Here is a 14,935-nt window from a genome sequence, read left to right on the forward strand (position 1 = left end):
AAAAGCGGATGTTCTTATTATAACAGGTAGGCAGCTCGGCCGCAACATCCGGTATTTTATTGTAGTAGCCGAACTCCATGTTCGACTGGCCTGAACAAACCCACACTTCACCGATCATAACATTTTCCAGCACAATAGGAGCGGGGGTATTGCTGCCCCAGATGGTAATAGTATAAGGACCACCGGCAGCAGGCGTTTGAATGTTTTTTTGCCAGTTGGCATTGTTAGTGGCCTTCAGGGTATCGGACTTATTATTCCAGCTGGTGGTAATGATAACTTTTTCAAAAGGAGCCGACCAACCCCACAGTTTTACGGTTGACTGCTGCTGTAAAACCATGTTACTGCTGATGACCGCCGGCAGGCGAATGGCGGCATGAGAAGCGATGACAAGCGTACATAATAAGAAAAGAAGCGATGACCATTTTTTCATATCTGTAATAGCAATTTTTAATGACTGGAAGAAGCAATTCCGTTACAAAAGGTTGTTCTCACATAATAAAAAAAGCGTCCGGTGTATTTGGACGCTTTATAAAATTCAAATATCTGTTTATTGTAATTTCTACTTTTGGCCTTGAGTCTTGTTCCTTATGCCTTACCCTACAATCATTTCAGGTTTCCAGTTGAAGGTCACATTCACTGCAATATCGGGGTGAATGCTGTACATAACCGGACAGGTATTGGCTGCTCTTTCCAGAACGGTCTTTTGCTTTTCATCGACCTGCAGCGAATCGGGGAAATGAAATGTTAAATTTATACCGCCAATACGGCGGGGATCGGCCTTCATGATCTTTTCCACATCGATCCTGATCCCTTTTATATCGAGGTTCATATCGCGAGCTTTAATACCCATGATCGTTAGCATGCAGGTACCAAGGGCTGTTGCTACCATGTCGGTGGGGGAAAAACGCTCACCCAAACCCTGGTTATCCGGCGGCGCATCGGTTTCAATAATGGATCCGGATTTTTCGTGTGTACAAACCGTTCTCAGATTTCCTTCGTAAACTACAGTAGCCGTCATTATGTATATTTTTACCTTAAATTTACGTTTAATAATCAAATCATAGCCAGTGAAGAAAATTGTTTTGTTCCTTTTGGCTGGTACTCTTGCCTCCACAATATGGGCGCAGGAGAACCCAACACCCAAATCGCCAACAGCAAAAAAAGACAAACAGGCCGCCAGAAAAGAAAGGATCAATGCCCTGATAAAACAGGAAGAGGAAGGAGAAATTATTTTTAATAAACAAAACGTTTTCGGCATTAAACTTAATACCGATGGCTATGGGCTTTCCTATGAAATAGGACGGTTTAAAAGCCCGCGGGTGGCAAATATCTTTCAGATTGAGATCAACGAAAAAAAGCACAAGAAGGAAAAGCGCACTTCCCTGTTGAACGGGTTTAACTTCAACAGTGTAATTTATGGCAAACTCAATAATTTTTACCAGGTAAAGCTCAGTGCCGGCCAGCAACGCATAATTGGTGGTAAAGGCAACAAGAACGGGGTAGGCGTGATGGCCATTTATACCGGTGGGGTAAGCGTTGGGTTGCAAAAACCGTATTATGTAGATGTGATAGACCAGGCGCAACAACGCTATCGCAAAACCTATCCCGATATTATCGACAGCAATTACCTGGAGCAGGGCGCTTCCGGGTTTACCGTTGGCTGGAACAAGGTACAGCCTAAATTTGGCTTAACTGCCAAAGCGGCCCTGCGGTTCGACTATGGCCGGTTCAACGAAACCGTATCGGCCATTGAAGTAGGGCTGAATGCAGAATACTATGCGCAGAAAGTAGCTCAAATGGCTTATAATCCTGAGAAGAATTTCTTTTTCAACGCCTATATTTCTCTGTTGTTAGGGCGACGAAAGTGATCCCCCCAGCCCCCTAAAGGGGGAGCTTAAAACATATTAAGGTGGGTCTCTTTCAAAAAGAGGCCCATTTTTTATTTAGTTCGTTAGTTTGTTAGTTCTTTAGTTTTGTGGTTCGTTCGAATTGCCGCGAGTTCTTTCACGTTTCACGTTTCACGATTGAGCGAGTCTCGAATTTCGCGAGGCTAAAATTTGCCTTCTGCCGTTTCACGACCTCCAGCACATCCAGTAAAGTAAGGCGTTCTCCATTGACCATTCACCATTGACCTGATTTATACCCTGTTACGGGATAACTAAAAGCCTCTGATTACCAGTTTTATGTTATTTTTGCTGATCAATAGACAACCCGGTGACTAATAGTTGACTAGCTATCAATTTGTTACATAAACCTTTTGGATTTTGGTGTGTTATTATACCTGATATGGAAACACCCCTAAGGTTTAATCAGAATACTAAGACATATGCAGGAATTACCAGTTATCAGTAGTGTAAATGAATCGAACTCTGTTGTAAAAAAGCCCAACTGGCTGCGTGTAAAACTGCCTACCGGCGAAAACTACCGGCATGTACGCAACCTGGTTGATACCCATAAACTGCACACCATTTGTGAAAGCGGCAATTGCCCTAATATGGGTGAATGCTGGGGCGAAGGCACCGCCACCTTTATGATCCTTGGTAATGTGTGCACCCGCAGCTGCGGTTTCTGCGCAGTAGCGACCGGCCGTCCGGATGCAGTGGATTGGGATGAACCCCAACGCGTGGCAGAAGCCATCCACCTGATGAAAGTAAAACACGCCGTGTTAACCTCGGTTGACCGCGACGAACTGAAAGATGGTGGCAGTATCATCTGGCACAATACCATTAAAGCAGTAAAAGCATTAAATCCCGATACCACGCTCGAAACGCTGATCCCCGATTTCAAGGGAAAGGCCGAAGATGTTCAACGGATCATAGAAGCGCATCCCGAAGTAGTATCACACAATATTGAGACTGTTGAGCGCCTCACGCGCCAGGTACGCATTCAGGCAAAATACCGCCGCAGCATGGAAGTGCTTAAAATACTGAAAGAAGGTGGCATGCGTACCAAAAGCGGTATCATGTGCGGACTGGGTGAAACCAAAGAAGAGGTGTTACAAACTATGCAGGACCTGCGTAACAGCGGCGTGGATGTGATTACCCTTGGCCAGTACCTGCAACCTACCAAAAAGCATTTACCGGTACTCCGGTTTGTGCACCCCGACGAATTTGCCGAATTCCGCGAATTTGGTTATAACATTGGCTTCGACTATGTGGAAAGCGGTCCGCTGGTTCGTTCTTCTTATCATAGCGAAAAACATGTTATTCCTGGTTACGGCAAAGAACAGTGGCTGAAACAGAAGGAGATGATGATATCTTAATAAAGCACCTTGATGTTTGAAAAATACAGAAGTAAGAAGTAGGAGGTAAGAAATACAGATTTTTCACGCTTCGTATCTCTTACTTCGTACTTCCTACTTCTTCAACTTTGCAAATTGCACACTCAATATTACTGACGATCTGCCTTTTGCCTGCAATCGGATTCTCCCAATTGCACTGGAAAAAGGCGGATAGCGAATTTGACAGCCTGCCCAAAGCCATCCGGGTTTTTAAAACCACCGATTCATTAAACGGCCGTCCCTTTACAGCCTTTTGTGTTGAAGTAAAACTAAGAGACAAACACATTGACTTTACCGCCCAAACAGGAGCCGGTAACGCCTATACGCCTTCGCAATATTATAACCGGGAACAAAAACCATATATCGTCGTAAACGGCGGGTATTTCTCGTTTCAGACCAACCAGAATTTGAATGTGATCATCCGGGAGGGTAAAATGGTTGCGTACAATATTCCTGCGTTGAAAAGTCTGTACAACGATTCCTTCTACTACGCTACCCGCAGTGCATTTGGCATCACTAAAAAGAGAGTGGCCGATGTTGCCTGGTTGTTCACCGACACGGCCAAACGCTGGCCTTATGGGTTTCAAACCCATCCCATTATTGCCAAAGGCAGCAACCCCGATCCCTCTTTTGCCGACCTGCATACGATTGAACAATGGAACTGGTGGAAGATGCATACCGCCATCGGCGGCGGACCGGTACTGGTGCAGGAAGGCGCGGTATTCATCACCAATAAAGAAGAGCAGCTGTACGCGTTTGAACGGGACGACCGGCATCCGCGTACCGCCATTGGCTATACCCACAATCACCGGTTGATTATCCTGGTTATACAGGGCCGTAGCCCGGGTGTGGCCGAAGGCGCCACGCTCGATGAAACGGCCCGCATCCTGGTAGAACTGGGTTGCGAAGAGGCCATCAACCTCGATGGCGGCGGCAGCAGCTGCATGCTCATAAACGGAAAGGAAACTATTCAACCGGCGGATAAGGAAGGCGAGCGGCCGGTGGCAAGTGTGTTTATTGTGAAGAAGAAGGAGGCGAGGAAAAAGAAGTAGGTTGACCAGTTAACCAGTTAACCAGGAATACAAGGAAAGAAAGTAAAATGCCGGAAAACAACGAAATCTGGAGTTTCAAAATGCTGAAGTAAGAAGTAGGAGATAAGAAAATTTGATATAAGAAAAGGGCTCAAGCTGTTTAAAACTGCTTGAGCCCTTATTTATTTTGTATTCCTTGTCAACCCGTCAACTTGTTAACCCGTCAACTTTATCAACCCTGTCAACTCCATCAACCTTATCAACTTTTCCCATTAAACACCGCTTCCACTTGCACTGATCTGGTCAACTGGTTAACAGGTCAACTGGTTAACTGGTCAACTGGTCAACTATCAAACAACCTTATCCGCCTTCACTTCCCACACCAACGCACTCGCTCCCAAAATCGCAGCATCCGCTTCCTTCAATTCCGAGAACAACAGCTTCACCTTATTCTGGAAAATGGGCAGCAGGTTCTTCTCCATGTGTTCGCGGGTGGGTTTAAGGATCAGGTCGCCGGCCTTGGTCATACCCCCGAACAGGATGATGGCTTCAGGTGAAGAGAACATCACGAAATTGGCCAATGCCAGTCCCAGCACCTCACCGGTAAACTGGTACACTTCCTGGGCGATGGCGTCGCCCTGCATGGCGCAATCATAAACAATACGGGAATCAATTTCTTCCTTGGCATAGTTGCGTAACAGGCTGTCGCGTTTCATGTCGCGGTCGAGGAATTCGATAGCGGTCAGGGTTACGCCGGTAGCCGAAGCATAAGCTTCCAGCGAACCATGCAAACCGGTTCCTTTGTGTAAACGGCCGCCCGGGATGGTAGTAGTATGGCCCAGTTCGCCGGCAAAACCGTCGTGACCATAGATCAGCTGACCGTTGGCTACGATACCGCTGCCTACCCCTGTACCCAGGGTAATCATAATGAAATCGCGCATGCCCCGTGCCACCCCATACATCATTTCACCCACTGCTGCGGCGTTCGCATCATTGGTGAGAGAACAGGGAACGCCGAATTTATCGTTCATGAGCTGAACCAGGGGAACCAGCCCTTTCCAGGGTAAATTCGGAGCATATTCAATAGTTCCTTTATAATAATTTCCATTGGGTGCGCCAATGCCTATTCCACGAATGGCATTGAAGCCGCCTACCTGCTCAATAGCCGGCGCCAGGGCTATGGCCAGTTCATCGATATAATCCGGAATATTATTGTGCTTACGGGTTGAAATGGCGCCGCGGTACGAAATATCACCCCGGTGATCTACAATTCCAAAAACTGTGTTGGTTCCGCCAATATCAATGCCTATGGCATACTCTTGTTGTCTCATTACTATAATTCAGTTTCAATTTTTCAGTCATAAAAAGCCCCTGCGGACCATTTTGAGGCATGAAGATAACATCAATTTGCAAATTAATGCCCTCCACCGCTTTCAAGTTTATCATAATCAATACCCTGGGCCTTCAAAATGGCCTTGGCGCGAATGGCATAAAAAGCCAGGTAGGCAAAACAGAAAACGCCTACGATAAAGGATGCCTGAATGCCCAGTAAGTGATTACCGGCCAGGTAGCCTTGTAACAAGCTGATAAATCCACCGCCCATGATCATCATGATCAGGAAGCTGGCGCCTTCATTGGTATGACGGCCCAAACCGGCAATGGCCAGCGTAAAAATACAGGGCCACAAAGTAGAGCAGAACAAGCCTACGCTGGTGAATGCATATACGCTCACCATGCCATCGGCCAGCATGCCAATGATAAGGGCTGTAATACCGCAAAGAGAAAATATCAGCAACTGACGGGCAGGATTACCCTTGCTCAGCAGGTCGCCGATAATAAGGGCAACGATCACAATGGCATATATATAAAAAGGTGTGATATCGTGGTTGGCGATCTTGTTAATAAGCAGGAAAACGCCAAAAGCCAGGTACGGCATAATAAAGCGCAGAACAGATTTAATCGAAGCGCTGAAGCCAAAGGCGCCCACTGAATTAGTCCAGCGACCCATCATTAAACTAGCCCAGTACAACGAAACAAATGGGGCAATTTTATCAGTAGGGAAGGGAAGCCCGTTCTCTTTTACGTGTTCGCTCATGAACTGAGGCAGGTTACTGGCAGTAGCTACTTCCACCCCCACATAGATAAAAATACCGATCATCCCCAGCCAAAGCTGAGAATAACTCAAGGCACTGCTTTTTGCGGGAGAATACATTGGTTTGGCAGTTACTTCTGAACCCTTATCAAAATCCATTTCAATTTCCTCATTGTGCTCGATCTTATTAGGAATAGGGGAGAATTTAAATATGATGGCTACCACAATGAAAGCTGCACCTAGTACCAGGTAAGGCACTTTTACCGCGCCAATGTCGGCTACTTTAACGCCGCCGGTAACGGAACCAAAAATGGCCAGACTTACTATTACAGGCCCCAGGGTAGTACCCAGGTTATTGATACCGCCTGCCATGCTTAAACGCTGCGAGCCGGTTTTTGGGTCACCCATTACAATGGCCAGCGGGTTGGCCGCTGTTTGCTGCAGGGAAAAACCAAGTCCAACAATGAACAGGCCGCTGATCATAATAAAGAACGATTGTGTCTGGGCTGCGGGGTAAAATAATAAGGTACCCAGGGCCGAGACCACCAGGCCCAGCGCAATCCCGTTCTTATAACCAATTTTATTTAAAATGTCACCACCGGATATTTTACTAACCAGGTAGTAAATAACAGAACCTACAGTATACGCTACATAAAAAGCGAAAGAGATCATTTGCGATTGCCAGGGTTGCAGGTGTAATTTTTCACGGAAAACCGGGATCAGGATGTCATTACTGGCGGCCACAAAACCCCAGAAAAAGAACACAGAAACAAGTACAGCAAATTGCGACCATTTGGTTTGTTGACTCATTGAAAGGTTAGTTTTTAGTCAAAAAGATGTTTTAAAAATAACAAGTTTTTACCACAGCCTGCGCCCGTTTCTCCCGGGACCGACTGCAGCATTTCAATTACCCTTTTAAGCGTTTTTCAAAAGCAATCGCCAAGATACCGCTTTAGCGGCATCGGGCATGAAAATTTCTGTTGCCGGAAGCAATAACAGTCTATTAACCGTGTCATATAAGAGACGTTTTGTAATCATTTTTTATAGAACTGCATCATTCAATCAAAATCCTTCCTATATTGAACACACATTTCCTTTTTACTATTAACCCGATCTTTTAGAATGGATATTTTACATGTAAGCGCGGAATGTTACCCTGTAGCTAAGGCAGGTGGTTTGGGAGATGTGGTAGGGGCCTTGCCAAAATATATGAATGACCTGGGGCATTCGGCCCGGGTGGTTATGCCCATGTACCGTACCAAATTCTTATACGCCAATGAATGGGAAGTGGTGCACAAAGCCAGCACCAACATGGGTAACTGGTGGTTTGAGTTTACCATCATTAAGGAAAAGACCAATAAACTGGGGTTTGAACTGTACCTGGTTGATGTAAATGGCTTGCTCGACCGCGAAAAGGTCTATGGCTACAACGACGACAGCGAACGCTTTACTGCTTTTCAGATCTGTGTGCTTGACTGGGTGAATACCTGGGCTAAAAAGCCCGACATCCTGCATGTGCACGATCATCAAACCGGGTTGATCCCTTTCATGACAAAACATTGTCTGAAATACCGGAAACTGGCCTCCATAAAAACAGTATTAACCATTCACAATGCCCAGTACCAGGGTTGGATGCCCTGGAGCCGAAGCATACTCATTCCCCAATGGGATATGTGGAAGTGGGGGATGCTCGACTGGAACAATGCCATCAACCCATTGGCCAGCGCCGTAAAATGCGCCGACAAAGTGACCACAGTAAGCCCCAGCTATATGCAGGAGCTGAAATGGATGAGCGCCGGACTGGAACCGCTGTTCGAATATGAAAAAGGTAAATGTGTAGGGATCCTCAATGGCATCGACGCCAAAGTGTGGGACCCCGAAACAGATGAATATTTACAACATCATTTTTCAGAGCACGACTTCGAAGCCGGCAAGGCAAAAAATAAAATGTTGTTGTGCGATCAGTTTGGTCTCGACTATGATAAACCCCTGATAGGTTTCATAGGCCGCCTCGTAGGCGAAAAGGGCGCCGACCTGTTACCCCAGGTCATCAGCGATTCGTTTTACTTTATCGGTCGCCGAATGAACTTCCTCGTATTGGGTAGCGGTTTCCCCGAAGTAGAAGCCCGCCTTGGCGCATTAAAACCATTATCACAATCTGATTATAACGTATACGTCGGTTATAACGAAGGGTTAAGTCATACCATGTATGCCGGGCTCGATTTTTTGTTAATGCCTTCACGCGTAGAACCCTGCGGTCTTAACCAGATGTACTCCATGCGATATGGCACCGTGCCCATGGTACGGCGCACCGGCGGATTAAAAGATACCGTTATTGATTTTGGTGACGTGAATGGATACGGTATTTGCTACAACTACGCCAGTGTACCCGATATTACCCATGCGGTATGGCGTGCTGCCGAAGTGTACCATGATAAAGGAAGGCTTCAGCAAATAAGACAGAGAATGATGAACCTTGATTTCAGCTGGGAAAGTAGTGTTAAACAGTATATACATCTTTATTCGTCGTTAGTAACGCAATAATTGTATAACTTTAAGAAGAGCAGAGTAGACTAGTACAAGAGAATAAAAGAACAAGATTCAGGTTAAAATTTACAATCATGAGCAAACAAGTGATTGCTGTCATCCTGGGCGGAGGAGCCGGTACCCGACTTTATCCCCTGACTGCCAGCCGTTCGAAACCCGCAGTGCCTATCGCCGGAAAATATCGTTTGGTAGACATCCCAATCTCAAACTGTATCAACTCCGGTATTAACCGCATGTTTGTTTTAACGCAGTTCAACTCGGCATCGCTAAACAAACACATCAAGAACACGTATCACTTCAGCATCTTCAGCAGTGCATTTGTTGACATCCTGGCCGCAGAGCAAACCCCCGATAATCCATCGTGGTACCAGGGTACAGCCGATGCCGTACGCAAATCATTACGTCACCTGAGCCAGCACGATTTTGAATATGTGCTCGTTCTTTCGGGCGATCAGCTGTACCAGATGGACTTCCAGGATATGATCAACAAACACAAGGAATCAGGCGCCGCTATTTCGGTAGCTACCATTCCCGTGCATGCCAAGGAAGCATCAGACTTCGGCATCCTGAAAGCCAACCCCGACGGTCACATTACTTCATTCATTGAAAAGCCCAAACAGGACCTGTTGCCCGACTGGAAAAGCGAAACCAGTCCCGAAATGCAAAAGCAGGGCAGGGTATACCTGGCTTCCATGGGTATCTATATCTTCAACCGTAAACTGCTCTTCGATCAGTTAATGGAAGAACATAAAGGCGCCACCGATTTTGGTAAGGAAATTCTTCCCAAATCAATCGGTGTGCACAAGATCATGAGCTACGAGTATGATGGATACTGGACCGATATCGGTCATATCTATTCCTTCTTCGAAGCCAACCTGGCGCTTACGGCCGACATTCCACCATTCAATTTATTCGACAACAGGAATGCCGTATATACCCGTGCGCGCATGTTGCCCCCGGCCAAGATCAGCGGCACCACACTCGAAAAAACAATCATTGCAGAAGGCAGCATCATCAATGCCAGCCGCATCGAGAACAGCGTGATCGGTATTCGTAGCCGGATAGGCCATGGCAGTACAGTAGTAAGCAGCTATGTGATGGGCTCCGATTATTTTGAGACCATTGAAGAAATGCAGCACTCACTGGAAAGAGGGTTGCCAAAGCTGGGTATAGGCGAACGTTGTTACATCCGCAACGCTATTATCGACAAAAACTGCCGCATTGGTAATGATGTGCGCATCAATGGCAGCAATCATCTCGAAAATACCGATCACTCGTTATACACCATAAAAGACGGAATTGTTGTAGTGAAGAAGGGGTCTATTTTACCAGATGGGTTTGTGATATAACCCCCCAAGCCCCTAAAGGGGATAAAATGCATTAAGGCGGGTCACTCTAAAAGAGTGGCTCGCCTTTTTTTTCGAAGGCAACCCTGACTGCGATCCGTTTCACGATCTTGCCGTTTCACGTTTCACGACATTGTCAACTGTCGATTCACGATTTGAATACCGGCACTGTACGGAAAACTAAGTATCTTAACATACTCAAAGCGATTGCATATGGAACCATCCCCCATAGTATTGAATACCGAACAGGCCATTCAGGCAAAACCCCATTTCAACTTCTGGCAGATCTGGAATATGTGTTTCGGCTTCTTTGGAATCCAGTTTGGCTGGTCGTTACAAATGAACAACATGAGCGCCATCTATGAATACCTGGGCGCATCGGCCGAACAAATACCCGGACTGTGGCTGGCGGCACCCATGACCGGCTTATTGGTTCAACCCATCATCGGCTATCTCAGCGACCGCACCTGGCACCCAACCTGGGGCCGCAGACGACCATTCTTTTTAATAGGCGCCATCTTGAGTTCGCTCGCTTTATTTATAATGCCCAATGCCTCTACCATCTGGATGGCGGCAGGCACCCTGTGGATCCTGGACTCATGCATCAATGTTAGTATGGAACCGTTCCGCGCATTTGTGGCCGATAACCTCAATGACCAACAGCGGCCCTTTGGGTATAGCATGCAAAGCATGTTCATTGGCGCGGCGGCGTTCATTGCCGGATTCTTACCCGGAATACTGGTGAATTGGTTTCACATTTCGCGGCAGAAAACGGCCGGTGGCATTCCGCAAAACATTATGTGGTCGTTTTATATTGGCGGCATCATGTTCCTGGCAGCGGTGTTGTATACCGTGTTCCGCAGTAAAGAATATCCGCCTGCCGATCCCAACTGGCGGCAACAACTGGATGCAGAACATGGTAGTGGCATTGGTGGGGCTATAAAGGAGATCACCTCCTCGATCTTTAATATGCCGGCGCAAATGAAAAGACTGGCATTGGTGCAGTTCCTTACCTGGCCCGGGTTGTTCCTCATGTGGTTTTATTACACCACCGGCGTAGCGCGCGATATTTTCAAAGGCGATCCCAACACTTCCAACGACATTTATACGCAGGGGATAGAACATGCCAATGCTACCTCATCTGTTCTAAATCTCGTCACCTTTTTGTTTTCCCTCACGCTTTCTTTTTGGGTTGCCAAGCTGGGCAAAAAAATGACGCATACCTTTTGTCTCCTCATTGGCGGCATTGGTTTATTCACGGTGAAGTATATCAGCGACCCATCTATGTTATATGTTTCCATGAGCTTGGTGGGCATTGCCTGGGCGTCTATATTATCAATGCCATACTCCATGCTGGCCGGACACTTACCTGAAAACAAGATCGGCATCTATATGGGCATCTTTAATTTCTTTATTGTATTGCCCGAGATCATTGCATCACTTTTCTTTGGAAAGATCATGAACGCTTTTCTGCACAACGATCGCCTGTTGGCCGTGCAGATTGGCGGCACCTTACTGATTGTAGCAGGTATTGTTTGTGCGTTAATTGTTAAAGAAAAAACACACGATGATCTGCTGTAGAAAATTACTGATCCTTATTATGGGTTGCCTATGGGTGATCGATGCCCGGGCAGAAGATAGCTTAAAAGTGTATCCTATGCATTGGTGGGTTGGCATGAAAAACACAAAGCTGCAATTGCTGGTACATGCCAATAATATCAGATCGGCTCACCAGGTAGTGTTGAAGCCTTATGCCGGGGTAAAAATGACCAGTGTAAGCACCTATGCTAACCCTAACTATCTTACTATTTATCTCGACATCAGCAAAACCACGGCGCCGGGCCAGCTTACCTTCACATTTAATAACACTACTACAACTGTTGCCCAACTGACGTATGCCCTCAAACCACGCAGCACCCAGAACGGCAACACCCGCATCAAAGGCATAAACAGTTCCGATCTGATCTACCTCATTATGCCCGACCGCTTCAGCAATGGCGATCCTGCCAACGATCGTATTGCCGGGCTAAAAGACCAAAGCCTCGATCGCAGTGATTATTTCAAACGCCACGGCGGCGATTTGAAAGGCATCCAGAACCATCTCGGTTACCTGCAACAATTAGGGGTAACGGCCTTATGGCTGAACCCTGTACTGTTAAACGACATGCCCGACCGCACAGAGCATGGCTATGCATTTACCGATCATTATACCATCGACCCGCGGCTGGGCGGCGCCAGCGCCTATCATGAACTGATTGACAGTTTACATAAACGCGGTATGAAGATCATTCAGGATGCCGTATATAACCATGTAGGCATCGAGCATTTTTTGTATCGGGATCTGCCCGATAGCAACTGGTTTCACTGGTGGCCGGTTTATACCAATACTACCTATAAAGATCAGGTGCTGATGGACCCATACGCTGCTCAAATTGATAAGAAAAAAATGAGCGATGGCTGGTTCTCGGCCGTAATGCCCGATCTGGATCAAAGCAATCCACAGGTAGCCAGCTTTCTGATACAACACGCCATCTGGTGCACGGAAGAATTCGGGCTCGATGGCTGGCGCATAGATACCTATGCTTATAACGACCTCGATTTTATGAACCGCTGCAACAAGGCCCTGCTCGATGAATATCCGCAATTGCATTTATTCGGCGAAACCTGGGTACATGGCATTCCCGACCAGAGTTTTTTCACCCATAACAAATACAACATCCCGTATAAAAGCAATCTGCCGGGGGTGACCGATTTTCAACTCAACCTCTATGGCATTGTGCCGGCATTAACGCAGGATTTTGGCTGGACGGAAGGCGTGAACCGCCTGTACCTGACCGCCACCAATGATTTTGTGTATGCCGATCCCATGAAGAATGTGCTTTTTCTCGATAACCACGACCTGAGCCGGTTCTTCAGCATGGTAGGCGAGGACATTGCCAAACAAAAAATGGGCATTGCCTGGTTGCTTACTTTTCGCGGTATACCGCAGTTGTATTATGGTACGGAGATCCTGATGAAGAATTTTGCCGATCCCGATGGGCTGGTACGATTGGATTTTCCCGGAGGCTGGCCCGGCGATGCCGCCAATAAGTTTGAACCGGGCGGCAGAACACCCTCCGAAAACGATGTATATAATTATGTAAGAACCCTGGCTAACTATCGCAAAACATCCCCGGCATTAACAACAGGAAAAATGATGCAATACGTGCCGGAGGACGGTGTTTATGTGTATTTCCGCTATACGGCGCAACAAACCGTCATGTGCGTCATGAACCCCACCGGCCAGGAGAAGGAAATAGATATGCACCGGTTTGAAGAAAGAACAAAAGCATTTACCAAAGCAAGGAATATAATCGATGGCAATCAGGCAGACATTAAGAACAAATTAAAAGTGCAAGGCAAATCGCTGTGGGTGGGTGAGTTGCTCCCCTGAAACCCTGATAGTACAGGAAGGACAGCCACTCAAATTCCGCTACATTAGCCGCATGTTACGAAAAACGATCCTTGCCTGTTGTATAACAGCACTCACATTATCTGCATCTGCACAAACAAAATGGCCCGCTATAAACCAGCAAACCCGTCCCTGGACCCGATGGTGGTGGATGGGCAGCGCGGTGGATGAAAAGAACATCAGCGCTTCCTTACAACAATATAACAAGGTTGGTTTTGGTGGGGTAGAGATCGTTCCCATTTACGGGGCTAAGGGCTACGAGAACCGTTACATAAAATATTTATCGCCGCAATGGATGCACCTGCTCGATCATACCGTTCAGCAATCGAACGCGTTGAACATGGGTGTATATATTTCAGTAGGTACAGGCTGGCCCATTGGCGGTTCAAACGTAACTATACCCGATGCCGCCTCAAAACTGATCGTTCAGCAATATGAGTTGAAAGCAAATACCCCACTCACGGAAAAGATCACCGTCAATGATCCAAAACAAAAAGGATTTGCAGTATTGAGCGCCCTGATGGGGTATAATAAAAATGGTGCAGCCATCGATCTTACCAGCAAGGTAGATGCCAGTGGCAACCTTCAATATAGTACAGCAGATGATTTGAAACTATATGCAATATTCACTGGCAAAACCCGCCAGGCGGTAAAAAGGGCAGCGCCGGGTGGGGAAGGGTATACCATCGATCATTTTTCAAAAACAGCCACCGCCAACTATTTTAAAATATTCGATACCGCATTTGGCAATTCCTCCCACGGCGTAAAGGCATTTTTCAACGACAGCTATGAAGTGTACAATGCCGACTGGACACCCGATTTCTTCACCGAGTTTCAAAAACGGCGGGGTTATGACCTGCGGCAATACATCAACCTGTTTGTTTCCGATGCTGTGAATGATACAATTGCCCGGTTAAAATCAGATTACCGGGAAACATTAGCAGACCTTATGCGCGAAAATTTCAGTACCGTATTCACGCAATGGACCAATAAACGAAATACCCTGTCGGTAAACCAGGCGCATGGTTCACCCGGTAACCTGCTCGATCTGTATGGGGCGTTCGATATCCCCGAGACAGAAACCTTTGGCAGCAGTTATTTCCCTATAAAAGGGTTGAAAAGAGACAGCGGCGACATTCGCAATGTAGATCCAGATCCCAATATGTTGAAGTTTGCTTCTTCAGCAGC

11 protein-coding genes and 1 pseudogene are annotated in these 14,935 nt (G+C 46.7%); 8 read left to right on the forward strand and 4 right to left on the reverse strand.

Going from position 1 to position 14,935, the window contains the following annotated elements; genetic code table 11:
• A pseudogene (locus tag ACJ751_RS24380) lies at nucleotides 1–430 on the reverse strand (sialate O-acetylesterase); the annotation flags it as partial.
• Nucleotides 431–592: 162 nt separating this feature from the next.
• Nucleotides 593–1,018, reverse strand: a complete 426-nt coding sequence (locus ACJ751_RS24385; RefSeq protein ID WP_407748141.1) for an OsmC family protein — start codon at nucleotides 1,016–1,018, stop codon at nucleotides 593–595.
• Between the two features lie 49 nt (nucleotides 1,019–1,067).
• Here ACJ751_RS24385 and ACJ751_RS24390 point away from each other — a divergent pair, with 49 nt between their 5' ends.
• The 3 genes from ACJ751_RS24390 (at nucleotide 1,068) to ACJ751_RS24400 (ending at nucleotide 4,332) form a co-directional block, all read left to right on the forward strand.
• Nucleotides 1,068–1,868: a hypothetical protein gene (locus tag ACJ751_RS24390; protein WP_407748142.1), complete on the forward strand. Its 801-nt coding sequence runs from the start codon at nucleotides 1,068–1,070 to the stop codon at nucleotides 1,866–1,868.
• A 458-nt stretch (nucleotides 1,869–2,326) separates the two neighbouring features.
• Nucleotides 2,327–3,262, forward strand: coding sequence for a lipoyl synthase (gene lipA / locus ACJ751_RS24395; protein WP_209139735.1), 936 nt, complete (start codon nucleotides 2,327–2,329; stop codon nucleotides 3,260–3,262).
• A gap of 146 nt (nucleotides 3,263–3,408) precedes the next feature.
• A complete protein-coding gene (locus ACJ751_RS24400; RefSeq protein ID WP_407748143.1) occupies nucleotides 3,409–4,332 on the forward strand; it encodes a phosphodiester glycosidase family protein in 924 nt (307 codons plus the stop codon).
• Nucleotides 4,333–4,661: 329 nt separating this feature from the next.
• Here ACJ751_RS24400 and ACJ751_RS24405 read toward each other — a convergent pair whose 3' ends face one another.
• Both ACJ751_RS24405 and ACJ751_RS24410 read right to left on the reverse strand, forming a co-directional pair.
• Nucleotides 4,662–5,642 (reverse strand): ROK family protein, encoded by a 981-nt coding sequence (locus tag ACJ751_RS24405; RefSeq protein WP_407748144.1) that lies wholly within the window; start codon nucleotides 5,640–5,642, stop codon nucleotides 4,662–4,664.
• A gap of 83 nt (nucleotides 5,643–5,725) precedes the next feature.
• Complete coding sequence (locus ACJ751_RS24410) at nucleotides 5,726–7,213, reverse strand: MFS transporter (protein ID WP_407748145.1); 1,488 nt, start codon at nucleotides 7,211–7,213, stop codon at nucleotides 5,726–5,728.
• Nucleotides 7,214–7,525: 312 nt separating this feature from the next.
• Here ACJ751_RS24410 and ACJ751_RS24415 point away from each other — a divergent pair, with 312 nt between their 5' ends.
• The 5 genes from ACJ751_RS24415 to ACJ751_RS24435 form a co-directional block, all read left to right on the forward strand.
• The gene (locus ACJ751_RS24415; protein WP_407748146.1) at nucleotides 7,526–8,947 is read left to right on the forward strand and encodes a glycogen synthase; all 1,422 of its coding nucleotides are present in this window, start codon (nucleotides 7,526–7,528) and stop codon (nucleotides 8,945–8,947) included.
• 77 nt (nucleotides 8,948–9,024) lie between these two features.
• Nucleotides 9,025–10,299 (forward strand): glucose-1-phosphate adenylyltransferase, encoded by a 1,275-nt coding sequence (locus ACJ751_RS24420; protein WP_407748147.1) that lies wholly within the window; start codon nucleotides 9,025–9,027, stop codon nucleotides 10,297–10,299.
• Between the two features lie 210 nt (nucleotides 10,300–10,509).
• On the forward strand, nucleotides 10,510–11,877 hold the full coding sequence (locus ACJ751_RS24425) for an MFS transporter (RefSeq protein WP_407748148.1): 1,368 nt from the start codon (nucleotides 10,510–10,512) through the stop codon (nucleotides 11,875–11,877).
• A complete protein-coding gene (locus ACJ751_RS24430; RefSeq protein WP_407748149.1) occupies nucleotides 11,864–13,729 on the forward strand; it encodes a glycoside hydrolase family 13 protein in 1,866 nt (621 codons plus the stop codon). Before ACJ751_RS24425 ends, ACJ751_RS24430 begins: the two co-directional genes overlap by 14 nt.
• A partial coding sequence (locus ACJ751_RS24435; RefSeq protein ID WP_407748150.1) for a glycosyl hydrolase occupies nucleotides 13,713–14,935 on the forward strand: 1,223 nt, incomplete at its 3' end. The genes ACJ751_RS24430 and ACJ751_RS24435, both read left to right, overlap by 17 nt.

This window comes from Niastella sp. (assembly GCF_045805085.1).
Lineage (GTDB): Bacteria > Bacteroidota > Bacteroidia > Chitinophagales > Chitinophagaceae > Niastella.